Raw genomic sequence first — 24,242 nt, 5'->3', positions numbered from 1 at the left:
AATAATCAGGCTTTATGTTGCTCTGCAATCTTCTCGATATCGTTATGTGGTCTTGCAATAACACGAGAAGTCACTACTGTGCCGATACGTTTTGCCGCCTCAACACCAGACTCAACCGCTGCATTAACTGCACCGACATCGCCTTTCACCATGGCTGTCACTAAACCTGAACCGACGTTTTCATAACCAATCAGTTCCACATTGGCGGCTTTACACATTGCGTCAGCAGCTTCAATGCAAGCGACTAGACCTTTGGTTTCCACTAGACCGAGTGCTTCTTTCATATTTATTTCCTTCGTTATTCAGTCACTTTGTACTGGGCAACGATTTTTTGAATATCGTTATGTGGACGAGCGATGACTAATGAAGTGACCACCGTACCTACACGTTGAGCCGCTTCTAAGCCAGAATCTACAGCGGCTTTAACGGCACCCACATCGCCTTTTACCATTGCAGTGACCAAACCTGAGCCAACATTTTCATAACCAATCAATTCAACATTGGCGGCTTTGCACATCGCATCAGCGGCTTCAATACATGCCACTAGCCCTTGAGTTTCAATAAGTCCTAATGCATCACCCATACGTTCTCCTAAGGCAAAGACTATGCCTTGTGTTTGATAACAATTTTGTTGATGTCATTGTGAGGACGAGCAATCACAAGTGATGTGACGACTTCACCCACCCGTTGCGCTGATTCCACACCTGAATCTACCGCAGCTTTCACTGCCCCTACGTCGCCTTTCACCATCGCAGTCACGAGACCTGAACCAACGTTTTCATAACCAATCAATTCAACATTGGCGGCTTTGCACATCGCATCAGCGGCTTCGATACATGCCACTAACCCTTTAGTTTCAATCAGACCTAATGCATCACCCATTTTTATTTCCTCCAGGAAGCCGTTTAACGGTTTACAGTTACCCATCATGTCTGCGTGGTGATTTTTTAAACGCAGACCTTGGTTTCAAATTCACTATAACGGCTAAAAATAAAAACAACATATAAATCCATAAAAGATAAACATATAGTTTTATATTCTGATATTTATGCTTATTTAGCCTTGTTTTTATTTGTCTGTGCTGTTAATTGCCTTTTTTTATCTGTTTAAATTTATAAAAAAACACACAAAGAAGATGAAAAAAAAGACAATTTAAGTTTGTTAGAAGGATGTTGAAAAGGTGCAAAAAGGCAGTACAAATCAGCGGGAAAGATGTGCGGGATATCACTAATATTTCAATGCCAGCTCAAGGATGAGAAAAAGCTAAATCTAGTCTATATACAAAAAGTGCTATTTCTAGGTTAGCCCTTTATGTCTTAAGCCGAACTCATTATGCGGCGTCCTTAGCAGGCATAAATAGTCAATGTTTCCGTCGATGGGGGGACAGTATGAGAGAGGGAATATTCGCAAGAATACGTCGCAACGCTCGCCCAATATTTATTGAGCGAGAAAGTAATGTGGATTTTTAATCGAATTTACTGCCGGGTTTTAAGGTACAAATATAGAGTGGGGAATTGAGCGAACTGAGTAATAACGTTTTTTCATTTAGCTTTTGTGCATTAATAAATAATCCATCATGACTATCTGACATTTCACGCATAAAATAATCAAAAATAACATCGGGAGACTCATCAATTGAGGAGGCACTAGACTCCCATTGACTGACAAAATAGTGACGCTCGGTGGGGGAAACCCGCTTTGTGGTGTAATCAAATTTCACATAACGTTGTAAATAGAGCCAACCCGCTTTAGAGGTAGTATACCCCTCAACCACAATAGAGCCTTTGCCATTAGCACCAAAAGAGAAATGAATATTGCCATTCACATTCTCATCTTCCATATTTTCAAAGCGCATAATGCCCTTTGTTGAACAAACCATCATACCTTCATTTTTGATAGTTAATAATCTTGTTGCTGCATAAGTGGCGACCAAGATAAAAATCAGGGCCGATAAAAAACATAAAAGTTTCCCTGAGATTTTCATTAGTATTTCCAAGAATAGTAAAAGTAATTATCGCAATAGCTAAATGGATTATCTTCGTTCTTAGCGCAATGCGCTAAAAAGACACGCCCTAAGCCATTAGTTTGTAATTTATCACCATAGAAAAAAACAAAGCGCTCCCCTTTCACACACTGTAAATTAAGCTTCTTTCTTACAGCGTCAAAATTGCGAATATAATTATCACTGACAGAGGAGTTAATCATGGCCTCGTTAGAGAGTAATTCACAATCATTATGGGTGAGAGGTGTTAATGTGATAGGCTTTGATTGATGCTGATTTAAAAAGATGATCACCACAAGAAATATGGCGCCAAATAAAAAACCAATACTGGCTAAATACCAACAAATTTCTGGCTTTTGTGGCGATGTTACCGATAATTGAGGCTCTTTTTCTAATTCACTGTCTAGATTATCAGGCTCGGATGATAACGATGTCTCAATGGGTGATGCGGTATGACTTTTATTTGCTTCACCTTCGTGCTCATTTGTTTGCGTAACAGGTAACAGTGTTGAGTCATCAATTAATTCAACAGAGATATCAGGATTAAACTCTAGTCGCCCTTTGGCGATAGTGACAATAATATTTTCAATACCATAATGACGAAATGTTTTACGCAATAAACTTAAATATTGGTTTAAATTACTATTTGAAGAAACTAGCCCATTGTCATCCCACACGCGTTTTAATACTTCATCACGATTTACTACACCGGGATTTTGAATAAAATAAAAGAGTAACGCATTAGCGGTAATAGACAGATGTGTATCAACGTCACCTTTTTCTAACGATATCGCGCCATCCGTTGCGTCGTAATAAATTGAGGCATTTATTCTGTATTTCATTGTGCCCTCATTCATCCTAATTAACATGGCTGATTTGCTGTGTCGGCCATATATTCAAATGTCATTTTTAATAATCTTTCAACTAATGCACTACGCTCTTGTTGTGAAATCGTAGGGCCTTCTGTGAGTTCTGATAACCAAAGGCCATCGGCAGCATAACGAATTAAGGTACCTAAGTAGCTATTATCAAGTTTATCGCCTTTGGCTAAATGGCCTAACATCCAATCACGCCAACATTGACGCATTATTGGCTCGTTAGGCATAGCTAAAGAAAGTATTGCCAATTGGCGACTTTCATCTGACTGTTTAAGATCAGAAATATAGGTTAAGTAAGCGCGAGAAAAGCGCCCTGCTTCTATCGGATCGTTGGCCATAATTAACGCAATTCGTTTATCCATAATACCGAGTAAGCGTTTGAATACCGCCTGTATCAGTTCTATCTTCCCAGGAAAATGGTGCAATAATCCGCCTTTACTGACACCCGCTTCTTTGGCTACGGCATTTAAAGATAAAGAAGCAATTCCTTCATTCGCCACAATAATACTTGCCGCTTCTAATAACTGCTCTTGGACGCGGATAGGATCTTTTTTTCGGTGATGTGCGGTTGTATTCATGCGTAGGATAATACCGACCAGTCGGTATGTTCCTTATTGATCAAAATCAAGCACTATTAGAGTGAGCCTTATTATATGCCAATAATGTTGTCAACTTCACATTACTTTATTTAAAACCAAATTTAATTTTAAATAATAAAATTATTTTACAGTTTTGATCTCAATAAAATATTTAATTAACAACAAAAAAAGAGAACTTGATAATTATCAATTAAAAATAAGGATAAATAGTCATTAAGATATTTCAATAATGTGGTAACGCAATAAAACACACTTTCTCTCATAGAGAATAAATTAAACACTCCTTTAAAAGAGCGATTATTTGTTTGTTTTAAAATAAAAAGCCCTCTTTAAATTTAAAGAAGGCCTTTCTATTATTAATTAAATTACTATTACTTAATCGTTATTAATTAACTATTATTAATAACGGTTAAAAACTGGCGTTTAATGCTTGTTCTAGATCAGCGATAATATCGTCTATATGTTCAATACCAATTGAAAGTCGAATTAAATCACGAGAAACCCCCGCGCGTTCTAGCTCTTCATCATTGAGTTGGCGATGAGTGGTTGATGCAGGATGACAAGCCAAGGATTTAGCATCACCAATATTGACAAGACGCACAATCAATTTCAATGCATCGATAAATTTCGCACCCGCTTCAGCACCACCTTTGATACCAAAAGAGAGAATACCAGCAGGTTTACCTGACATATAACGTACTGCTAAATCATGCTCTGGGTGGCTGGTTAAACCTGCATATTTAACCCAGACAACTTGAGGATGATTTTGCAAATATTCAGCAACTTTTTGCGCATTTTCAGTATGACGCTCCATACGTAACGCTAATGTTTCTAGACCTTGAAGAATTAAGAAGGCGTTAAATGGCGAAAGGGCGGCTCCTGTTCCACGCAATGGAGCAACACGGCATCGCGCAATATAAGCAGCCGCACCAAAGTGCTCAACATAATTAACCCCATGATAAGAGACATCCGGTGTATTGAGGATTTCAAAACGATCTTTATGTTCAGCCCAAGGAAATTTACCTGAATCAACGACGATACCACCAATAGAGTTACCATGACCACCAATATATTTAGTGAGTGAGTGAATAATAATATCAGCACCATGCTCAAAAGGGCGACATAGGTAAGGCGTTGCTACCGTATTATCAACAATTAAAGGGACACCATGACGATGAGCCACAGTGGCAATAGCTTGAATATCAACAATATTACCACTTGGATTAGTGATAGATTCACAAAATACCGCTTTGGTTTTCTCATCAATTAACGCTTCAAGTGCCAGCAGATCATCATGGGGGGCAAAACGCGCTTCGATACCGATACGGGGAAAAGTATGTGCCATTAAGTTATATGTACCACCATAGAGTTTCGCAACCGACACAATGTTATCGCCCACTTGTGCAATGGTCTGGATAGCATAAGTAATCGCAGCCATACCCGATGCCACAGCAACTGCCGCAATCCCTCCTTCTAAGGCGGCAACGCGTTGTTCCAATACATCATTGGTTGGGTTCATGATACGCGTGTAGATATTGCCAGGTACTTTTAAGTCAAATAGATCAGCACCATGTTGCGTATCATCAAATGCATAAGAGGTGGTTTGGTAAATAGGCACCGCAACAGCTTTGGTGGTTGGATCAGGTGAATAACCAGCGTGAACAGAAAGTGTCTCAAGTTTCATAGCAATCCCTTTGTTCTTATCATATAGGTAGCATCTAAATAAAAGTTAGATCTTTTAACTTATAAGTAATATAGATAAGCGGATATTAGCCTTGTCGCATAGTGAAAAAATTTCAACTTATACCAATGAGACTTTTTTAAAATCGAGAGTATTTATTCAAATACCCTCAATTGGCGCAAAAATTTGACTTAAGAACCCTGTTTTACATTCGATTTGCTCGTTTTTGGCATTTTTGTCATTTTTTGACGAGTCGCTAACCAACAAATTAAAGAGCCGCCTGTCACCATCATAACGCCTTGCCAAAATGAAAAAGAGAGTGCTGTAGAGAGTAGTAGGGATGAAAAAGCCGTAGAAATTACCGGAGTAAAATAAGAAAGCGTCGCTAATAATGTCACATTACCGCTGATCATTCCTGCCGTCCACGCCGCATTAGCTAACCCTATCGCAGCCCCAGTAATAAGTAACAGTGAGATACTTTTTACATTAACCACCCACTCGATTGGAGCAGAAAAAATATATTGCCCCCAAAGTGCCAATGCCGTTAAGAAAAAGAAAGGCACAATACCATTATGTCCCCCCGAAATAAGACGAGTCACATTACTGTAAAATGCCCATAACACGGCGCCGATAAACGCCAAAATATAACTGAGAGGGTTACGACAAATATTATTCCATAAGCTTTCTATTGTCAGTGGATTATCACCACTAACAACCCAAACAAGCCCACTGAATGAGCATAATAACCCCACAATCAATAGGATAGAGAATCGCTGTTTATTTAAGAACACCGCTAATGCCAGTGTAAAGCTGGGCCATAAATAGTTAACCATGCCAAGCTCTATAGCTTGTGCTCTATCACTAGCAAATCCTAGCGCCAACGATAAACAGATTTCATAACTAACAAATAAAAGTGCCCCCCAAGCAAGGTAACGCTTAGGAAAAAGAGATAACTTAGGCACCCCTAAGATCAAAATCAAAAACAGCGTTCCCGTTGTGTAAATCAGCGCAGCACCCCCTACCGCACCAAAATACTCACTGATATTGCGAATTAACCCAACAATGGTACTCCAAAGGAATATCGCCACAATGCCATAGAGTGTTCCTTTTGATGTACTGGAAATCATGTTTATACCTTCAGATTTAAGTTTTTCTCTATATAGCCGATAGTAAAACAGAATCGGGGTAATTGCTTGAATTACTCACTCCCTATAGAAGAAGCGCACTCGAAAATGAAACATTTTGTTACAATTAATATAGCAAATTAAATATATTGATTTACTCCCAATACGAGTAATAAAAGTATCTTTTATTTTTATACGATAAAAATACGCTTTGTAATTTCCAATAAAAATGAATAAACAATATTTCTATTTTATTTACAAATAATAAATTTTCATTTTAAAATTTACTCAAATGCCCCCTTTCAGCGTGCTTTTTTGCTTAACAAAAAGCCATTTTTCGTTTCATTTTATAAAAAAACTGTCCATAAAATACATTTTATGAAACATCATCTTATAAGTATAAGTACGCTATCTTTTTACGATGCACCAGATAAATGATGAGATAGATGTAATAAAATCAAATAAAAAACCAAGCAATATCAATCAGATAAAAAATCACTCACAAAACATTAGACAAAGTAATATATTTTTCTATTTTTTAACAATTAAATATTACCGATAGTTGAGCAGATATTAATAGAATTTATCTATAAAACCAGCAAAAAACGATCGTTTAAAACGATTTCTCTATTTTTTTTACCACATTTATAATTTTTGTAAATTTGACTTAAGTGAATATATGGCAATTTATTCGTTTTCACGAAGATTGCTATCACTCGCTTTTGTTTTAATAAATAAAATAGTCTTATTTGGCATTTTCCAAAAATAATTTAATCCTTGTTTTTTATTATTAATAATAAAAACAGAATTAAATATTAGCTTATTTTATTAAGCTAAGTATTAAATATATATTGAAAATATAGGAACATTTAATGAAAAAGTTATTATTATCTGCAATTATTACTTCAGCAATGGCCATAATTGCTACACCTGCCCTAGCAGAAGATACTGGTACACCAGCACCCACAGAAGTTACAGTTAATGGTGGTACTATTAACTTTGAAGGTTCTGTCGTTAATGCTGCTTGTGGTGTTGATAGTAGTTCAAGTAACCAAACTGTTCGTTTGGGTCAATTCCGTGTCGCTGAATTCACTAAAAAAGGTGATGAAACAGGACGTATTCCTTTTAGCATTAAATTAAATAACTGCGATATTACTGTTTCATCATTGGCAGCAATTACCTTTAACGGTACAGCTTCTGATGGTGATGCAACTGCATTCGCATTACAAGGCAGTGGCGCAGCAACCAATGTAGCGTTAAAAATTACCGATTCAAGCAGCAAAAATGTTGTTCCAGGACAACCTTCTTCAACTCAAAAATTAATCGAAGGTGAAAACCAATTAAATTATAACGCTTCTCTTATTTCCACTGATGATACAGTGAAGGCAGGTAGCGCAAACGTTACAACTAACTTTATGGTGACTTACTCTTAATCACTTCATCACTTTTGATTGATGTCTTATCGCCAAGGACGGCCTATTTTTATCAAAAGTATTATTACTCCATATTCATTAGCTAATAAATATTTATTATGAAAAAGATATTTGCTTTTATTATTTTTTTATTCCCACTTATTGCTTATTCTAATGGTGTTTCATTAGGTGCTACGCGTATTATTTATAATTCTAATATTAAACAAACTAATCTTGTTGTGACTAATTCAGATAAAGAGAATAGTTTTCTAATTCAATCATGGGTATCTGATAATCAAGGTAATAAAAATAATGATTTTATTGTTACCCCTCCTTTATATATTCTTGACGCTAATAAAGAGAATGCTTTAAGAATTATGTATACAGGTGAACCTTTACCTGCAGATCGCGAAAGTTTATTTTGGATGAATGTCAAAGCTATTCCTGCTTTAGATGAAAAGCTTGCCAATGAAAATACACTACAAATTGCCATCCAGAGTCGGATAAAGCTTTTCTACCGCCCTAGTGGGTTGTCCGCTTATACTGAAAAATATGCCAATGAAGTGACTTTCTCCTATAAAAGTGGGGAGTTAATTGCCCATAATCCAACACCTTATCATATTACTATGGTCAATTTAGCCGCAACCGATAGTCAACTTCCTTCAAGTATTATGATTAACCCATTTTCACAATTAACATTAGGAAAAGTTAATCAGAATGCTAATACCATTTCATTCCAAACCATTAATGATTATGGCGCACAGACTCCTGTTTTAAAAAAAGAAATCGTTCATTAATCACAGCATCTTTTTCAACCTTGTTGGTCAAAAACCATGGTTAATAAGAATACTAATAAAGATATCGTTTATTTTCTCTTTCCAAGTGTCATTGCATTGTCATTGACGCTGTCCTTTTCATCATATAGCGCAAACCGATTTAATCCTGCATTTTTGGCTGACTCTCCTGATGCCGTCACCGATTTAAGTTATTTTGAAGCAGGCAACCGCATTAAACCCGGTGATTATCTTCTTGATATTGTTTTTAATCATGAGTATCTGCGTAGTGAAAATATTCATTTTATTAGTCAAGATAACCATGTTATTCCTTGTTTAAATCGAGATGATTATCAATCACTCGGGATCAATATTAAACTATTTGCTGATTTTGAGAAATTCTCGGCAAATGAATGTATTGATATTGAAAAAATCATTCCAGATTCTGTTGTTAATTATGATATTGAGAAACAAGCTTTAAATATTCAAGTCCCTCAAGCCGCGTTAGATCTGAAAGCGCGCGGTTATATTCCACCAGAAAAATGGGATAACGGTATAACAGCAGGTATTTTAAACTACACCTTTAGTGGCGCTAATAGCTGGGGAAATTCTCATAATAATAGCTACTATTTAAATCTACGTAGTGGGATCAATATTGGTGCTTGGCGATTACGCGATTATTCCACTTGGAATTCGTCAAACGGGAAAAACCAATGGAACCATATCAATACCTATCTGCAACGCAATATTGTGTCATTAAGAAGCCAATTACAAATTGGTGATAGTTATACCTCATCAACACTTTTTGACAGTGTTAATTTTCGAGGTATTTCATTAGAAAGTGACGACACTATGTTACCTGATAGCCAAAGAGGATTTGCACCTGTAGTCAGAGGTATTGCTAAAGGCAATGCTAAAGTGGTGATCCGCCAAAACGGTTATGTGATTTATCAAACCTTTGTTTCTCCGGGTGCTTTTGAAATCCGTGATCTCTATCCAACGTCAAATAGTGGCGACCTCTATGTCACCATTGAAGAAAATGATGGTAGCAAACACAGCTATGTTGTGCCTTATTCTGCTGTACCTATTTTACAGCGAGAAGGCCAAAAACAGTTTGTCATCCAAGCCGGTGAAATACGCCAAAATAACCAAAATAAAAAACCTCGCTTTATACAAGGTCATCTTATTTATGGCTTACCCTATGACACCACTGTCTATGGCGGTGCATTAGCAACAAAAGATTACCAATCTTATGCCCTAGGAGCAGGTAAAAATATGGGTACCCTAGGTGCCTTCTCTACCGATATCACCTTTGCTCATAGCCAATTGCCAAATAACTCAACATCAGATGGTTATTCTTTACGTTTTCTTTATGCCAAGTCGTTAAACCAATTTGGCACAAACTTTCAATTGCTCGGTTATCGTTACTCTACTTCGGGTTTTTACACATTAGATGAGACATTAAATACACGTATGTCCGGTTATCTGTATGAAGATAATCAAAAAAAACCGTTGAGTTATTTTAATTTGCATAATCGCAAGAAAGGGAGCCTACAAATTAATTTATCACAACAACTGGGGGATTATGGCTCTATTTTTATGATGACCAACTGGCAAAATTATTGGGGAACTAATGAGAAAAATGTCCTAGTACAAACCGGCTACAATGGCAATATTAAAGGGCTCTCTTATAACGTCATTTATAGTTATAACAGAATGATGAATAGTGGTCAGCGTGACCAAACATTGTCTGTGGGTCTTTCTATCCCATTACAATTGCTAATGCCGACAAGTTATCAATCCATCAATAGCACTTATCTCACATATAATTACAGCCACAATAATAACGGTTATTCGACACATAATGCGGGTATTGCCGGTACATTATTGGAAGACAATACCCTTAATTACAGTGTTCAACAAGGTTATAGCAATCAAGGTGGAAACTATACAGGTAGTGCGGCGTTGGGTTATCAAAGTCGCTATGGCAATTTAAATGCTAGCTATAACTATCATCAAGATGCTCAACAAATTAACTATAGCCTCGCTGGAGGTATGCTACTCCATAGTGGCGGATTAACCTTAAGCCAACCCTTAAGCGCTAATGCCATTTTAGTAGATGCTCGTAATACTGCGGATGTACCGATTGATAATGCGACAGGGATTTATACTGACTGGCGAGGGTTTGCCGTTATTCCCTATGCTACCGCTTATCGACAAAATCGAGTGGCATTAGACACCACCGCATTACCCGATAATGTTGAAATTGAGCAAAACATTAAGCAAGTGATCCCAACACAAGGCGCCGTCATTAAAGTTCAGTTTGATGCTAAAAAAGGGTATCGCTTATTACTGACGCTACAACACCAAGGTCGCCCACTCCCTTTTGGGGCAATAGCAACTGATAAACAAAATCATCTGTCCGGTATTGTTGGCGATGATGGCTTGCTCTACTTATCGGGTGTCCCTGATTCAGGAAAATTAGAGATCCGCTGGGGGCATAATGCCTCTCAATACTGTCAAGTGAACTATCAATTACCCGCCTCTCAACTTGATGAACCTTTTGTGAAAATGACACAGGAGTGCCAATAATGCACAAATTAATGCTTATTGTAGCGTTGTCATTACTGTTTACCACTAAGGGATCTGCTTACGATACATTGGTACACATTAATGCCAGAGTAACAGGAAACACATGTACGGTAGAGACAAACTCAAAACGTATTACCGTAAAATTAGGCCAAATCGCCACAAAAGATTTTATTTCTACGACGATAACGCAACAACGTACGCCTGTTATCCCTTTTAGTATTAAATTAGTCGATTGCCAACCTGAAGCCAGTGCTGTGAAGGTCAGTTTTAATGGTCGTGCCGATCCTATTGATAACGCCTTACTCGCCATTGATGCAACGGGTGCCAAGGGAGTTGCCATTTCCATTATGGATAACTCAGGAGCTTCCATCGATATTAACGATAAAAGCCAGTCTTATACCTTATTGCCTAACCAAGATAATACCCTGCAATTTTATGCTCGCTATGTAGCGACTCAACTTCCTGTTCAAGCCGGATCGGCGAATGCAACAGCAACCTTTTTACTGGAGTACCAATAATGACACGCTCTTTTTCTTTCTTCACATTGCTGGTTTCTCTTCTTTGTATCCCGAGCCAAATGGCATGGGCTATTGCAGATCCATTAGTGGTAACCCCTCCACCTATGAATTTTGATGGTGCCGCCGATGGTACTCCCGCAGGAACGCCCATCACATCAACTTGGATAGGTGAAACCTCTGTCCATAATGGTTTCAAATGTGAGAAGAAATTTTTGCAAAAATGTTGGGTTGAAACCCTCTATGCTAATGCTACTGGTTCAAAAATTAGCGGGATCTACTATTACGAAGGTAGTAATCGTTATCCTGTTTATTCACTCCCCGGAGTTAAAGGTATCGGCTATGCTTTTGGTTTAAAAGATAACAATGATAGTGTTGCTTACGTACCTATTGATGTTGATAACGGTTCGGGTGCAACGGTGATTTATCCTGCAGTAGGCTCTACCGTTAACCATAATGTGGATCGCGTTTCACTGAAAGGCAAAGTCGTCTTTGTGGTGACAGATAAACATCTTGAGACTGGCGTTTATAACATTCCATATACAGTTATAGCCAATACATGGTCTGAATATGGTGGAGGCCATAAAGGCAATAATACCTCTATCGTAGCAATTAACCCCGTCACTATTACTATTAAAGCTCGAGGCTGTACCGTAAATACCAAAAATCTCACCTATGAATTAGGTGATATCTCAATGCGAGATATGGCAGCCATTGGTTCAACATCAAAAAGTCAGGCTAAACCCATCTCTGTTACATGCGATAGTAATGTGCATTTATATGCCAGCATGACCGATCAGTCTACCTATTCTAATAATACAGATATCCTCACACTGACATCAGACTCTGATGCTTCTGGTATTGGTATTCAATTTTTCTTTAATGATAATCCAACTCCCGTGGTGTATGGCCCTGATATCAGTGCGATAGGACAACCTAACCAACGTTTACTCCATATAACAACTTCTAACAACGAAAACTACATATTAAACCTGTCAACTCGCTATATCACGACTGGGACACTAAAACCGGGTAAAGCAAACGGATTAGCCAGTCTCACTTTTTCTTATCAATAATGATTTGAATTTTTAAGGCTGATGAAATGATTGATAGCAGCAAAACGATTAATTTTCGTATAGGACAACGAATACGTCACTTGCGAAAAAATTTAAAATATTCGGGGAAACTATTTGCCAAAGAGTTAGGCATAAGTCAGCAACAACTTTCACGGTATGAACGAGGAACAAATAGGATCAGTATTGAGTTTGTTTATTTAATTACTGAAAAGTTTGATGTTCATATCAGCTATTTCTTACAAAGTAACTATATGATTAATATTGAGCAACAACGAAATATACAAGAAAAAAACAGCCTGCTGATTGCCGAGGCTTGTATAAAAAATGGCACTAATCGCCCTTAACTTATTTATCCTTTCGGTTCAAATACACACTGTCATCTATTTTATCGTTGATTTAATGATAATGTTCTCTTTTTTCTATACAAAATAAGAAGCCACCGTTTAACGGTGGCTTTTTGGTACTGATAAACTTAATTAACGACCCGCTTTCAGTTTTTGGTAATAACTTTCGTATAAAACCGTCGCTTCACCCACATCATTTTGCCATTCGCCTTTACTGATAATCTCTTCACTAGGGTAAAGTGAGCTATCTTTTGTGATAGCTTTTGGCAATAATTTTTGTGCCGCTAAATTAGGTGTTGGATAGCCGATATTTTCAGCTACTTTTGCAGCAACTTCGGGGCGTAATAAGAAGTCGATAAGCTTATGCGCACCTTCAACATTTTTTGCATTTGCAGGAATAGCTAAGCTGTCCATCCAGAAGATACCGCCCTCTTTTGGCCATACCAACTCAATAGGAGCACCGGCTTCTCGCGCAATAAATGCAGAGCCATTCCAGATCATCCCTAGATTCACTTCTCCTTGCATATAAGGATTAGCAGGATTATCCGAATTAAAAGCCAGTACATTAGGCATCAGCTTTTGTAACTCTTTATAGGCTTCTTCAATCTGTTTTGGATCTGTGGTATTACCTGAATAGCCTAATTTTAATAAAGCCATTTGGAATACTTCACGTGCATCATCCGTTAACAGTAAACTATCTTTATATTCCGGTTTCCATAAATCAGCCCATGAAGTAATGCTACTTACATCAACTTCATCACTATTAATCCCTATCGCAGTCGCTCCCCAAATATAAGGGATTGAGTAGTCATTTTGAGGATCGAATGATTTATGTAATAAACTTGGGTCAAGATTATCAAAATTGCTGAGCTTCGATTTATCAATCTTCTGTAGCATCCCCTCATGGCTCATTTTAGAAATAAAATAAGTTGAAGGAACCACCAAATCATAAGCACCGTCTTTATAGGTTTTTAATTTGGTATACATGCTTTCGTTAGATTCGTAGGTGGAATAAATCACCTTAATCCCAGTCTCTTTTGTAAACTGTTCCAGCAATCCTGGCGGTACATATTCCGTCCAGTTATAGAAATAGATTGTCTTACCATCATCAGCCGATGCTGTACCAATACTTAATGCCATTACACTGGCAGCAAGTACAGAGGACCACTTTTTCATTTAGGCTTCCTTCAGTGGTTGATGCGTTAATATCAAATAGGCGTAACGCCTACCTCCAACAGATTTGGTCATCAAGACCGTAAAAAGTGCGAGAAACTCGCACTAATACTTTTAAATTACGCTTTGCCAGTTCTATCTCGTAAGATCAACTGACTAATTAATACTAATACTAATGATAGCCCTAAAAGGATGGTTGCCAGTGCATTCACTTCCGGTGAAACACCCACTTTTACCATTGAGTAAATTTTTAATGGTAAAATTTCATAGCTTGGTCCAGTCACAAAAGAAGAGACAACCACGTCATCCATCGATAACGTAAAGCTTAATAGCCAACCCGAGGCTACTGCTGGCATCGCTAATGGCATAATGATTTTACGTAAAATAGTAAATTCACCCGCCCCTAGATCCTTAGCGGCTTCAAGCATTTTGACATCAAAACCACTGAGTCGCGAATAGACCGTGACCACCACAAAAGGCAGACAAAAGGTAATATGCGACACCAGTAATGACCAAAACCCTAAGGAAATGCCTAATAGCATAAATAAAACCAATAATGAAATCGCCATCACAATATCTGGCGACATCATCACCACAAACAGCATACCACCAACAAACTTTTTACCACGAAAACGATAACGATAAAGCGCCACCGCAGCCAATGAACCAATCAACGTCGCAAAGGTTGCTGAGGTGACTGCCATCGTTAATGAATGCCCTGCAGCTTGTAGCAGGCTGTCATTATTTAATAAAATGGTATACCAGTCAGTGGTAAAGCCTTTCCAGTTGATCCCGAAACGTGATGAGTTAAAAGAGTTAACTATCAGAATGATAATCGGGATATAAAGATACGCGTAAATGATGGACATAAATCCACCCCGCAATAACCGTCCTATCATTCTATTTCTACCTTCTTATGCAGTAGTTTTACGGCTCGGTAATACACAAATAGCATTAACCCCATCACCAGTGTTAAACAGATACTGGTAGCTGCCCCAAATGGCCAGTCGCGAATATTTAAGAATTGGCTCTTTATTACGTTACCAATAAGTAGGTTTTTCGCGCCCCCCATTAAATCCGCCACAAAGAATAAGCCCATCGCAGGTAACATTACCAATAAACAACCTGCGATGATCCCCGGCATAGTTAATGGGATAATAATACGAATAAAGGTCTGTAATTTATTCGCACCGAGATCTCGAGCTGCTTCCAAACAGGGTTTATCCAGTTTTTCAATGCTGGAATAGAGTGGCAGAACCATAAAAGGTAATAAAATATAAACCAACCCTAATACTACCGCCTCTGGGGTATAAATGATCCTTAGCGGTTTATCGATAAGCCCTATCCACAATAGAAACTCATTAAAATAGCCTTTCGTACTGAGAAAAATCTTTAACCCATAAATACGAATAAGTGAGTTAGTCCAAAAGGGAACTATTAATAAAAACAGCAGTAATGGTTGTATTTTCTTAGGCATTTTTGCCAGAAAAAAAGCAAAAGGATAACCTAATATTAAACAAGCTAAGGTCGCTACCAATGCCATATTAATAGAGTGCAGTAATACTTCTGCATACATTGGATCAAATAAGCGATAATAGTTATCGAGCGTAAAAACCATCTCGACTAAATTCGCATCATCACGGGTTAAAAAACTGGTGGCGATGATCATGATATTCGGTAAGAAGACGAACACCATTAACCAACCCACAACACCAGTAATAACGATGTTTTGAAATAGTTTACGTGTTTTCTTCATCAGCCAGCACGACCTCCCAGCTCTCAACCCAAGTTACCGCTATCTTTTGGTCTAACGAGTGATCAACATCCGGATCATCTTCATTAAAGAATTCACTCACCATCACCATCTTGCCATTTTCCATTTCAACAACAGAATCTAGCGTCATGCCTTTATAGTTACGTTCACGAACATAACCGATAAGTCCCGGAAGGTTTTCAAGATCGTGTATCTCTTCAACGCGCAGATCTTCTGGTCTGAGCAACACTTTCAGTTGCTGATTTTGAGTAACAGGTAATTGCGTATAAATATCGCATTCGTGCCCTTCAACATCCGCTCTAATACGTGTCTCATCAATACGATGTAGGACACGTGCATCAAAGATATTGATTTCACCTATAAATTGCGCAACGAATAAGTTAGTTGGCTCTTCATAGATTTCTCGAGGCGTGCCGTCTTGCTCAATACGCCCTTCTTTCATTACCACGATCCTATCTGACATAGTCAGTGCTTCTTCCTGATCGTGGGTGACGAAAATAAAGGTGATCCCCAGTTTTCGTTGTAAGGCTTTTAGCTCATTTTGCATCTGCTTACGTAATTTGTAATCCAGAGCAGACAATGATTCGTCTAACAACAATACCTTCGGCTTATTGACCACCGCCCGTGCAATCGCAACCCGTTGCTGTTGACCACCTGAAAGGTGAGCAGGACGGCGTTGGGCAAAGTCCTCCAGTTGCACCATACGTAACGCTTCCATAACGCGACTATTGATCTCTGCAGCAGGTGTTTTCTGCATACGTAGACCAAAAGCCACATTTTCAAATACGGTCATATGGGGAAACAGGGCATAACTTTGGAAAACGGTATTTACAAAACGCTGTTCTGCTGGAATATGGGTAATATCCTGTCCATCTAGGATAATTTGTCCATCATCCGCGTCTTCTAAGCCCGCAATTAAACGTAATACCGTCGTCTTACCACAGCCTGAAGGGCCGAGTATGGTTAAAAACTCGCCATGGTTGATAGTCAGATCGAGGCGGGAAATGATTTGTTTTCCGTCGAAACCTTTACTTAAGGATTTTAATTCGACTAGTGGTGTCAGAGATGTTTTCTCAGTCATTTAAGGTAATACTCTATCCCGAAGAATAATGCAGATAGAACCGCCGCCGGAAAAGACTGTGTGAGCTGCCGGAGCAGTATGCTCCACAGAAGCCCAAAACCAGCAACGCCGTATGTATAGTACAAGGGGCAAATGATAAACGTAGTGAGGTAAAATTGAAAGCAAAAAGGTACATTTCTTATGAAAAACTATTCATTTTTAAGCTTTTCATCATAACTCTCGACTTTGTTATAAAAAACAAAAAATATAATATAATCAAATAATTAATAATAAGCATAAATACTAATAAATTATTTTAATTTATGATTAAATAAATTTTTTATCACAAATCATTCTATCGCGGTATTTTCAAGTCTAAAACAGACTTAAAAAAGATTATTTTCAGCAAGATAAATACTAAAAATACCTTCCATAGTCTTAAGCCATAGAAGGTATCCTTTCTATTAATTATATTGGATTAAATTTTTTAAATGTAAGATGGCATTATTTACATTAGGCAAAGGGCCTATCTTTTCATTTAATGATGGATAAGTTCCTGTTTTAATCAGTAGCTCTCGCATCTCTATTGGCGTTAATACCGTGTTGGTTTTATCTTTATACCAAGATTGAATAACCGCAGCCGCCCCCGCGACTAATGCACAGGCTGATGATGTTCCACTAAAATTAGCCGTATATTTGTTATTCCCGTCACCATGAAAAAGATCACCATATCCGGCAGTGGTCACATCTTCTCCCCATGCTTGCACATGAATGGGGGAGCCATGCGTTGAGAAAGGTAAACGATTTAGCGTATAAGGCGAGCCCGCACCGACACGTATAGAGTGGTTATCGCTACGTTGACGATAGCTATCATAAAAAGGTAAATCGAGATCAACCCCCCCATTGCCGGCAGCCATGATCACAATAATCCCCGCTTCTGTTAATGTACGAGTTGCCTCCCAGATATGCATTTCATAATCAGCAGGAACATAAGCATGATGTTCACAAACTGTCTGCATCTCATATAAAACAATATCACCCGCGTGTAATTTCTGTTTACTGGCAATAATTGCTTCAATACGACCACTGCTTAATTCTGATATGGCATAAAACATATCTAATTTATAAGCAAGCCCAGTAATACCTTTACCGTCTTTTTTCCCCATAATTAACCCCGCCACTGCTGTACCATGGTCGGCTTGATCGGTTTTTTCAGTTAAAGGAAAAAGTGGCGTGATATTATTAGCTAACAAATCGGGATGTGATAAATCAAAATCCCACTCAATATCGGCCACCTGTATACCTTGCCCATAAGCATTTTTATTCCAAGCGTCTATAATACCTAACCCGTTTATTTCATTTGATTTTATTTTTGGGGTTTTTAAATAATGCTGATGGCGAGTTAAATCCGGCGTAATATTAGGTGGCTGTACAGGTAATTTTGGAATTTTTTGCACATATTCTATATCAGGATGTAGTTTTAATATTTTAATAATTTCATCTAATGTATATGTGTTATCATTAGGTAAATTTAAATAATAGTAATCATTTAAATGATTTGATGTGAGAGAAAGATGATTTTTAGGTGGTAATTGTGATGATGATAATACTGGAACAAAAGAAATATTAGATAAAAATGTATTATATTGATTATGGTAACCAGAGCGTAATAGTTTTTTATTTTGATCAAGTGAATGTATATTTTTTAGTTTGACTAGTATTTTCCTTTCAATATTCATAACCAATGCTCCTTTTCTATTTTTTATTTTTACTTTTGTTTTATAACGTAGATTTTTGAGCATTGGCTATTTTCATTTTTAATAGCATTGAGATAAATTTAATTATTAAGATAATATAATGTGTATTTATACTCATTAAATAATTTAGTTTTTCTTAGACAGGATGCATTTCCATTTGAATGGGATCAAAGATCCAGACCAGTGAGTGCACAATATAAATCTTTTTCATTGTTTTACTTGAGTCGCATTGGGATGGTTGCCTTGAGCTGAGGCTGGTTTTGGAATGAAAGTAACATCAATACCAACCGTTAAAGGCCAAGCTTTGCGTCTCTTTTGCATTGATTGGTTGGTGTAAAATATCTGATGTGACTTTTTACAGCGTATAATCGCATAATTTGCTGTCACACTAACGACTTCACCTTTGCGTCTGGTGTTGATTTCATGTCTTTCTTTCCATTTAATGATATCTGGAACAGAATAAAGTCCCGATGCTAACATTTTACTTCGCCATAGCGTATGTTGAGTGCAAGCTATTCCCATCAATTTGTCGTTGTCTATGACAGATAATAACTTTAAATTGTTAGGGTTAATCCAATGAATGACTTTTAAGCATCGTTCGTAATGTGAAATAACCATATTTATGCTGTCATCAGAATCAAACAAATCTGTTGCTTTCCAGATAGGTTCATGGTGCGCAATACGATTTCTAAGTCTATTTATTTCAAATAAATTTGAGCTAATATGGTTAATACTCAAAGAGGTACCATTTAAGTCCTTAGCATATGGAAAAACAAAATTATTAAGCTTTGGCCAAAGCTCGATAATAGGAGGATTAGCAAGGGATTGGCTTGAACGATGATTCTTGTCTGTTAAGTGAACCCAAAAACCAAATGTTAGTTTCGCGATTAGATTATCAGGAGTAATAGCTTTACCCTCTCTAACTAAATCCTTCTTAGCTTTAACTATCTGTTGAAACCCCTTACTATTATTTTGATTTGTATAAGAATTACTAAACCAAAACTGGTCTATTTTGGCTTTCTCTTTAGCCCAATCTTGTGGTTGATAATTTGCTTCGACTAGCTGCTCATGGTATTCGATGTAAGCATTATTGATAGCATTACGCAAAGAGACTTCTAATACTTGAAGTACTGGATAAAAGAGACCTGATAACTGTTTATTCCACACATATAACCCTAAGCTTTGTTCATCGCTTACATCGCATAAGTGTGGTTGTTTGTAAGTAGAGAGTCGAGAGTTAGATAGCGTCTTAATTATTGATTTTACAGGCATATTGATATTCCACTCTGATGATAAAAAAGTATATCTATACATCCGTTGAAGAACAAGCTACTTGACATCAATCGGGAATTGACTAGAATCTAATCATCGACGGAAACGTCACTAGATTGAAAGCGCGGTACAGTGTGAAGCTGGTTGGTCTTAGACCCCGTTAGCGAGATATTTTCGAAGGGCTCCTTATAGGAGCCCTTTTCGATCTAATAACTTATCTATTGATATCTTAAGCACAGTACTCTGTTTCTGTTTATTAAGTTCAACCCTCTAATAATTAAATCTAGATTAGTTCATCAATAATTAAGCTTCGTACATAAAATCTAATTATATCGGCCTCGTTTTAGGGAAAGATCACACCACCTGCTCTATCACATTTTGTTATGCTATAGTAAGCCATCTCGATATAAATCCTCTCTTACTCTCAGTAAAACACCAAAATCTGGTGTCCTCATTGGTGTCCTGATAAAGAGAAAACACACTAAAATGGGTTATAATGCACGAAAATACACCAACCGATAAAACACTAGAAAACAAGCAAACACAGGGCACTCAAGGGAATTACCCACTTAACCGCTTCTCTGTTGCACCTATGCTCGATTGGACTGATCGCCATTGCCGTTATTTCTTTCGCCAGCTTACCAAAAATACTTTGCTGTATACTGAAATGGTCACAACAGGTGCCATTATTCATGGCAAAGGTGATTATTTAAAATATAGCAACGAAGAGCACCCGATCTCATTACAGCTTGGCGGCAGTGATCCACAAGCGTTAGCGCAATGTGCAAAATTGGCACAAGAGCGTGGCTATGATGAAATTAATTTAAATGTAGGTTGCCCTTCTGATCGGGTACAAAATGGACGCTTTGGTGCTTGTTTAATGGGTGAAGCACAACTCGTTGCAGATTGCGTGAAAGCTATGCGTGATGTGGTCGATATTCCTGTGACGGTAAAAACACGTATTGGCATCGACAACCAAGATAGCTATCAATTTCTATGTGATTTTATTGATACCGTCAGCCGTGATAATAACTGCGATACCTTTATTATTCATGCTCGCAAAGCTTGGTTATCGGGATTAAGCCCCAAAGAAAACCGCGAAGTGCCTCCTTTAGATTATCCTCGTGTTTATCAATTAAAACGTGATTTCTCGCATCTCACTATGGCAATTAATGGGGGAATTAAGTCACTAGAAGAGGCGCAGGAGCACTTAAAATATATGGATGGTGTTATGGTAGGTCGCGAAGCTTATCAAAATCCATCAATATTGGCTCATGTGGATCACGTGCTTTTTGATAATCAGTTACCTGTTGCTAATGCCGTCGCTGCCGTAAAAGCCATGTATCCTTATATTGAAAAAGAGCTCTCACAAGGCACTTATTTAGGTCATATCACCCGCCATATGTTGGGAATTTTCCAAGGTATTCCCGGGGCAAGACAATGGCGTCGTCATTTAAGTGAAAATGCCCACAAACAAGGTGCTGATTTAACCGTGCTAGAGAATGCGCTTAAGTTTGTGACCGAAAAATAGTCCTTTTTAACCCGTGATAAAAATCCATCTTACTCAAATTGCTTAATCAACTATTTAGTTAATCAGTTAATAAAGATGGATTTTTTATACTTGTAACCTTTAAAAACTATGGGATCAATAGACTTGAACCTTGAGATTGACGACTTTCAAGATAACGGTGTGCGGCTTTAGCATCAGCTAATGCAAATTTCTGATTATCTGGCACACTGACATCAATTTTACCACGACCAATTAACGTAAATAGTGCTTCACTTGCTGCATCTAACTCTTCGCGCGTCGTAATGTAGCCGGAAATAGAAGGACGAGTAACATAAAGTGAACCCAATTTATTAAGAATACCTAAATCAACCCCTGTTACCGCACCAGAAGCGTTACCAAAACTGACCATTAAGCCTCGGCGTTGCAAACAGTGCAACGAATCCAACCAAGTTGCTTTGCCAACAGAATCATACACAACGGGTACTTTTTGGTTATTGGTGAGCGCAAGGACACGTTCAACAATAGATTCAGTTTGATAGTTAATCACTTTCCATGCACCTGCGGCTTTAGCTTTAGCCACTTTCTCATCACTGCCTGCGGTACCAATCATTTTAGCGCCAATCGCTTTCGCCCATTGGCTGGCAATTAGCCCGACGCCACCAGCCGCTGCATGGAATAAAAAGGTTTCCCCTGCACGTAATTTGTATGTTTCATTGAATAGATAATAAACCGTTAATCCTTTCAAAAAAGAGGCGGCGGCTTGTTCAAAAGAGATATTATCAGGCAGGCGAGCTACTTTATTTTCTGGTACATTATGCGTATCGCTGTAGGCGCCTAATGGAGATTGTGCATATACAACTCTATCCCCTTCTTTAAGTGAAGTAACATGAGCGCCTGTTTTAATCACAACACCGGCAGCTTCAGTTCCTAAGCCACTTGGGAAATGCTCTACTGGATATAATCCGCTACGCACATAAGTATCAATATAATTAATGCCAATGGCTTTATTGGCAACCTGTACTTCGTTATCGCCTAGAGGGGCGGGGGTAAATGAAGTTAGCTCGAGTACATCGGCATTACCATGAGCTGCAAACTGAATGCGTTTAGCCATCGTAATCTCCTTTATAAGATTGATGATTGACCTAGGATTATATAAACCAGCGTTGTAACGACCTGTAGAGATAATGACAAATGATCGTTATTTCTACAAGGCACAGATTATTGGGTTAGCGTATACTAATGCGCTGATTGATATTTTTTCGACTTTGTGCAGGATTTATGGCCAGAAACAAGACCACTGACAAGCTAATGTCTGAGATAAAAGATCGCCAAATGGAAGGGTTGAAACTTCCCCCCCATTCGCTAGAAGCCGAACAATCGGTGTTAGGCGGTCTAATGATAGATAACGAGCGTTGGGATAATGTCTCCGAGCGTGTCACTGCCGATGATTTTTATAGCCGACCTCATCGCACTATTTTTGCGCAAATGCAGCGTTTACTTGAGCTGGGTAAACCTATTGATCTGATAACCTTATCAGAAGCACTAGAACAAAACGCAGAATTAGAAAGCGTTGGAGGCTTTGCTTATTTAGCAGAACTATCCAAAAATACGCCAAGTGCAGCCAATATTAATGCTTATGCCGACATTGTTCGTGAGCGTGCTGTCGTTCGCGATATGATCAAAGTCGCCAATGAAATTGCTGATGCTGGATTTGATCCCCAAGGACGCACTAGCGAAGATCTGCTCGATTTTGCTGAATCTCGCGTCTTTCAAATTGCCGAAACCCGCGCCAATAAAGATGAAGGGCCAAAAGCAATTGATGCCATTTTAGAAGAAACCGTTGAAAAAATAGAGCAACTCTACCAAAAACCTCATGATGGTGTGACGGGGGTATCCAGTGGCTATCAAGATCTGGATAAAAAAACCGCCGGACTGCAAAAATCAGATTTAATTATTGTCGCAGCACGTCCTTCTATGGGTAAAACCACCTTCGCGATGAACTTATGCGAAAATGCGGCAATGACGGAAGAAAAACCTGTACTTATCTTTAGCTTAGAGATGCCAGGTAACCAAATCATGATGCGTATGCTCGCTTCATTGTCTCGCGTGGATCAAACCCGTATTCGTACTGGGCAACTTGACGATGAAGATTGGGCGCGTATTTCAAGTACCATGGGTATTTTGCTTGAAAAACGTAATATGTATATTGATGATTCCTCTGGTTTAACCCCCACCGAGGTGCGCTCTCGTGCCCGAAGAATTTATCGTGAACATGGCGGTTTAAGCCTAATCATGATTGACTACTTGCAGTTAATGAGAGTACCTTCATTATCTGAGAACCGAACTTTAGAAATTGCTGAAATTTCACGCTCTTTGAAAGCATTAGCTAAAGAATTACAGGTTCCTGTTGTCGCTCTGTCACAGTTAAACCGTAGTTTGGAACAACGTGCTGATAAGCGCCCAGTTAACTCTGACTTACGTGAATCGGGCTCTATTGAGCAAGATGCTGACTTGATTATGTTTATCTATCGTGACGAAGTTTATCACGAAAATAGCGACCTAAAAGGGGTGGCAGAAATTATCATTGGTAAACAGCGTAATGGCCCTATCGGTACGGTAAGATTGACCTTTAATGGTCAATGGTCTCGCTTTGATAACTACGCAGGCCCTGCTTACGACGACGAATAACCATCCACCTTG

Annotated in this window: 23 protein-coding genes; 8 read left to right on the top strand and 15 right to left on the bottom strand. The window is 38.2% G+C overall.

What is annotated here, in order from left to right; all coding sequences use genetic code 11:
- Window positions 1-5: 5 nt before the first annotated feature.
- From AACV01_RS05930 to yddG, 8 genes are all read right to left on the bottom strand, one after another.
- Window positions 6-284 carry a BMC domain-containing protein gene (locus AACV01_RS05930; protein ID WP_004245869.1) on the bottom strand — a complete coding sequence of 93 codons (279 nt, stop codon included), beginning with the start codon at window positions 282-284 and terminating at the stop codon, window positions 6-8.
- Between the two features lie 14 nt (window positions 285-298).
- On the bottom strand, window positions 299-583 hold the full coding sequence (locus AACV01_RS05925) for a BMC domain-containing protein (protein ID WP_004245870.1): 285 nt from the start codon (window positions 581-583) through the stop codon (window positions 299-301).
- 20 nt (window positions 584-603) lie between these two features.
- Window positions 604-882 (bottom strand): BMC domain-containing protein, encoded by a 279-nt coding sequence (locus AACV01_RS05920; protein ID WP_004249182.1) that lies wholly within the window; start codon window positions 880-882, stop codon window positions 604-606.
- Window positions 883-1,465: 583 nt separating this feature from the next.
- Window positions 1,466-1,984, bottom strand: coding sequence for a FidL-like protein (locus AACV01_RS05915; protein WP_004245872.1), 519 nt, complete (start codon window positions 1,982-1,984; stop codon window positions 1,466-1,468).
- Window positions 1,984-2,844: a transcriptional regulator gene (locus AACV01_RS05910; RefSeq protein WP_004249178.1), complete on the bottom strand. Its 861-nt coding sequence runs from the start codon at window positions 2,842-2,844 to the stop codon at window positions 1,984-1,986. Before AACV01_RS05910 ends, AACV01_RS05915 begins: the two co-directional genes overlap by 1 nt.
- Window positions 2,845-2,864: 20 nt before the next feature.
- Window positions 2,865-3,458: a TetR/AcrR family transcriptional regulator gene (locus tag AACV01_RS05905; protein WP_046334990.1), complete on the bottom strand. Its 594-nt coding sequence runs from the start codon at window positions 3,456-3,458 to the stop codon at window positions 2,865-2,867.
- Window positions 3,459-3,888: 430 nt separating this feature from the next.
- The gene (locus tag AACV01_RS05900) at window positions 3,889-5,163 is read right to left on the bottom strand and encodes a bifunctional O-acetylhomoserine aminocarboxypropyltransferase/cysteine synthase (protein ID WP_109880464.1); all 1,275 of its coding nucleotides are present in this window, start codon (window positions 5,161-5,163) and stop codon (window positions 3,889-3,891) included.
- 188 nt (window positions 5,164-5,351) lie between these two features.
- Window positions 5,352-6,287 (bottom strand): aromatic amino acid DMT transporter YddG, encoded by a 936-nt coding sequence (gene yddG / locus AACV01_RS05895; RefSeq protein ID WP_004245877.1) that lies wholly within the window; start codon window positions 6,285-6,287, stop codon window positions 5,352-5,354.
- An 869-nt stretch (window positions 6,288-7,156) separates the two neighbouring features.
- Between yddG and AACV01_RS05890 the strand changes: the two genes are divergently transcribed.
- The 6 genes from AACV01_RS05890 to AACV01_RS05865 all read left to right on the top strand — a co-directional run bounded on the left by AACV01_RS05890 (window position 7,157) and on the right by AACV01_RS05865 (window position 12,996).
- Window positions 7,157-7,717: a fimbrial protein gene (locus AACV01_RS05890; protein WP_004245878.1), complete on the top strand. Its 561-nt coding sequence runs from the start codon at window positions 7,157-7,159 to the stop codon at window positions 7,715-7,717.
- Window positions 7,718-7,815: 98 nt separating this feature from the next.
- Window positions 7,816-8,493 (top strand): fimbrial biogenesis chaperone, encoded by a 678-nt coding sequence (locus AACV01_RS05885; protein WP_046334989.1) that lies wholly within the window; start codon window positions 7,816-7,818, stop codon window positions 8,491-8,493.
- 36 nt (window positions 8,494-8,529) lie between these two features.
- Window positions 8,530-11,061 carry a fimbria/pilus outer membrane usher protein gene (locus AACV01_RS05880; RefSeq protein ID WP_161682578.1) on the top strand — a complete coding sequence of 844 codons (2,532 nt, stop codon included), beginning with the start codon at window positions 8,530-8,532 and terminating at the stop codon, window positions 11,059-11,061.
- A complete protein-coding gene (locus AACV01_RS05875) occupies window positions 11,061-11,579 on the top strand; it encodes a fimbrial protein (protein WP_004245882.1) in 519 nt (172 codons plus the stop codon). The genes AACV01_RS05880 and AACV01_RS05875 overlap by 1 nt, the downstream gene beginning before the upstream one ends.
- Window positions 11,579-12,652: a fimbrial protein gene (locus tag AACV01_RS05870; protein ID WP_004250113.1), complete on the top strand. Its 1,074-nt coding sequence runs from the start codon at window positions 11,579-11,581 to the stop codon at window positions 12,650-12,652. The genes AACV01_RS05875 and AACV01_RS05870 overlap by 1 nt, the downstream gene beginning before the upstream one ends.
- A 26-nt stretch (window positions 12,653-12,678) precedes the next feature.
- Window positions 12,679-12,996: a helix-turn-helix domain-containing protein gene (locus AACV01_RS05865; RefSeq protein ID WP_004245886.1), complete on the top strand. Its 318-nt coding sequence runs from the start codon at window positions 12,679-12,681 to the stop codon at window positions 12,994-12,996.
- A 132-nt stretch (window positions 12,997-13,128) separates the two neighbouring features.
- On the opposite strand, the gene potD is transcribed toward AACV01_RS05865, so the two are convergent.
- The 6 genes from potD to AACV01_RS05835 form a co-directional block, all read right to left on the bottom strand.
- Window positions 13,129-14,172: a spermidine/putrescine ABC transporter substrate-binding protein PotD gene (potD, locus tag AACV01_RS05860; protein ID WP_004245887.1), complete on the bottom strand. Its 1,044-nt coding sequence runs from the start codon at window positions 14,170-14,172 to the stop codon at window positions 13,129-13,131.
- A gap of 116 nt (window positions 14,173-14,288) precedes the next feature.
- Window positions 14,289-15,068 carry a spermidine/putrescine ABC transporter permease PotC gene (potC, locus tag AACV01_RS05855; protein WP_004245888.1) on the bottom strand — a complete coding sequence of 260 codons (780 nt, stop codon included), beginning with the start codon at window positions 15,066-15,068 and terminating at the stop codon, window positions 14,289-14,291.
- A complete protein-coding gene (potB, locus tag AACV01_RS05850; RefSeq protein WP_004250112.1) occupies window positions 15,065-15,925 on the bottom strand; it encodes a spermidine/putrescine ABC transporter permease PotB in 861 nt (286 codons plus the stop codon). The genes potC and potB overlap by 4 nt, the downstream gene beginning before the upstream one ends.
- On the bottom strand, window positions 15,909-17,024 hold the full coding sequence (gene potA, locus AACV01_RS05845; RefSeq protein ID WP_004245891.1) for a spermidine/putrescine ABC transporter ATP-binding protein PotA: 1,116 nt from the start codon (window positions 17,022-17,024) through the stop codon (window positions 15,909-15,911). The genes potB and potA overlap by 17 nt, the downstream gene beginning before the upstream one ends.
- 443 nt (window positions 17,025-17,467) lie before the next feature.
- The gene (locus tag AACV01_RS05840; RefSeq protein WP_230629664.1) at window positions 17,468-18,742 is read right to left on the bottom strand and encodes a S8 family peptidase; all 1,275 of its coding nucleotides are present in this window, start codon (window positions 18,740-18,742) and stop codon (window positions 17,468-17,470) included.
- Between the two features lie 225 nt (window positions 18,743-18,967).
- A complete protein-coding gene (locus tag AACV01_RS05835) occupies window positions 18,968-20,032 on the bottom strand; it encodes an Abi family protein (protein ID WP_004245893.1) in 1,065 nt (354 codons plus the stop codon).
- A 496-nt stretch (window positions 20,033-20,528) separates the two neighbouring features.
- Between AACV01_RS05835 and dusA the strand changes: the two genes are divergently transcribed.
- The gene (dusA, locus tag AACV01_RS05830; protein WP_012368489.1) at window positions 20,529-21,563 is read left to right on the top strand and encodes a tRNA dihydrouridine(20/20a) synthase DusA; all 1,035 of its coding nucleotides are present in this window, start codon (window positions 20,529-20,531) and stop codon (window positions 21,561-21,563) included.
- Window positions 21,564-21,669: 106 nt separating this feature from the next.
- On the opposite strand, the gene AACV01_RS05825 is transcribed toward dusA, so the two are convergent.
- Window positions 21,670-22,653, bottom strand: coding sequence for an NADPH:quinone reductase (locus tag AACV01_RS05825; RefSeq protein WP_004245895.1), 984 nt, complete (start codon window positions 22,651-22,653; stop codon window positions 21,670-21,672).
- Window positions 22,654-22,820: 167 nt separating this feature from the next.
- On the opposite strand from AACV01_RS05825, the gene dnaB reads away from it, so the two are divergent.
- Entirely contained in the window at window positions 22,821-24,230 is a 1,410-nt protein-coding gene (gene dnaB / locus AACV01_RS05820) for a replicative DNA helicase (RefSeq protein WP_004245896.1), read from the top strand.
- Window positions 24,231-24,242 lie beyond the last annotated feature (12 nt).

The sequence above is a fragment of the Proteus sp. G2609 genome, assembly GCF_963896135.1.
GTDB lineage: Bacteria > Pseudomonadota > Gammaproteobacteria > Enterobacterales > Enterobacteriaceae > Proteus > Proteus mirabilis.
The sequence above is the reverse complement of the archived record's forward strand: the minus strand, read 5'-3'. Positions and strand labels throughout refer to the sequence as shown.

Excerpts from the sequence above, each read along its gene's own strand:
- AACV01_RS05930 (WP_004245869.1), bottom strand. The coding sequence starts at position 284 with ATGAAAGAAGCACTCGGTCTAGTGGAAACCAAAGGTCTAGTCGCTTGC.
- AACV01_RS05925 (WP_004245870.1), bottom strand. The coding sequence starts at position 583 with ATGGGTGATGCATTAGGACTTATTGAAACTCAAGGGCTAGTGGCATGT.
- AACV01_RS05920 (WP_004249182.1), bottom strand. The coding sequence starts at position 882 with ATGGGTGATGCATTAGGTCTGATTGAAACTAAAGGGTTAGTGGCATGT.
- AACV01_RS05915 (WP_004245872.1), bottom strand. The coding sequence starts at position 1,984 with ATGAAAATCTCAGGGAAACTTTTATGTTTTTTATCGGCCCTGATTTTT.
- AACV01_RS05910 (WP_004249178.1), bottom strand. The coding sequence starts at position 2,844 with ATGAAATACAGAATAAATGCCTCAATTTATTACGACGCAACGGATGGC.
- AACV01_RS05905 (WP_046334990.1), bottom strand. The coding sequence starts at position 3,458 with ATGAATACAACCGCACATCACCGAAAAAAAGATCCTATCCGCGTCCAA.
- AACV01_RS05900 (WP_109880464.1), bottom strand. The coding sequence starts at position 5,163 with ATGAAACTTGAGACACTTTCTGTTCACGCTGGTTATTCACCTGATCCA.
- yddG (WP_004245877.1), bottom strand. The coding sequence starts at position 6,287 with ATGATTTCCAGTACATCAAAAGGAACACTCTATGGCATTGTGGCGATA.
- AACV01_RS05890 (WP_004245878.1), top strand. The coding sequence starts at position 7,157 with ATGAAAAAGTTATTATTATCTGCAATTATTACTTCAGCAATGGCCATA.
- AACV01_RS05885 (WP_046334989.1), top strand. The coding sequence starts at position 7,816 with ATGAAAAAGATATTTGCTTTTATTATTTTTTTATTCCCACTTATTGCT.
- AACV01_RS05880 (WP_161682578.1), top strand. The coding sequence starts at position 8,530 with ATGGTTAATAAGAATACTAATAAAGATATCGTTTATTTTCTCTTTCCA.
- AACV01_RS05875 (WP_004245882.1), top strand. The coding sequence starts at position 11,061 with ATGCACAAATTAATGCTTATTGTAGCGTTGTCATTACTGTTTACCACT.
- AACV01_RS05870 (WP_004250113.1), top strand. The coding sequence starts at position 11,579 with ATGACACGCTCTTTTTCTTTCTTCACATTGCTGGTTTCTCTTCTTTGT.
- AACV01_RS05865 (WP_004245886.1), top strand. The coding sequence starts at position 12,679 with ATGATTGATAGCAGCAAAACGATTAATTTTCGTATAGGACAACGAATA.
- potD (WP_004245887.1), bottom strand. The coding sequence starts at position 14,172 with ATGAAAAAGTGGTCCTCTGTACTTGCTGCCAGTGTAATGGCATTAAGT.
- potC (WP_004245888.1), bottom strand. The coding sequence starts at position 15,068 with ATGATAGGACGGTTATTGCGGGGTGGATTTATGTCCATCATTTACGCG.
- potB (WP_004250112.1), bottom strand. The coding sequence starts at position 15,925 with ATGAAGAAAACACGTAAACTATTTCAAAACATCGTTATTACTGGTGTT.
- potA (WP_004245891.1), bottom strand. The coding sequence starts at position 17,024 with ATGACTGAGAAAACATCTCTGACACCACTAGTCGAATTAAAATCCTTA.
- AACV01_RS05840 (WP_230629664.1), bottom strand. The coding sequence starts at position 18,742 with ATGAATATTGAAAGGAAAATACTAGTCAAACTAAAAAATATACATTCA.
- AACV01_RS05835 (WP_004245893.1), bottom strand. The coding sequence starts at position 20,032 with ATGCCTGTAAAATCAATAATTAAGACGCTATCTAACTCTCGACTCTCT.
- dusA (WP_012368489.1), top strand. The coding sequence starts at position 20,529 with ATGCACGAAAATACACCAACCGATAAAACACTAGAAAACAAGCAAACA.
- AACV01_RS05825 (WP_004245895.1), bottom strand. The coding sequence starts at position 22,653 with ATGGCTAAACGCATTCAGTTTGCAGCTCATGGTAATGCCGATGTACTC.
- dnaB (WP_004245896.1), top strand. The coding sequence starts at position 22,821 with ATGGCCAGAAACAAGACCACTGACAAGCTAATGTCTGAGATAAAAGAT.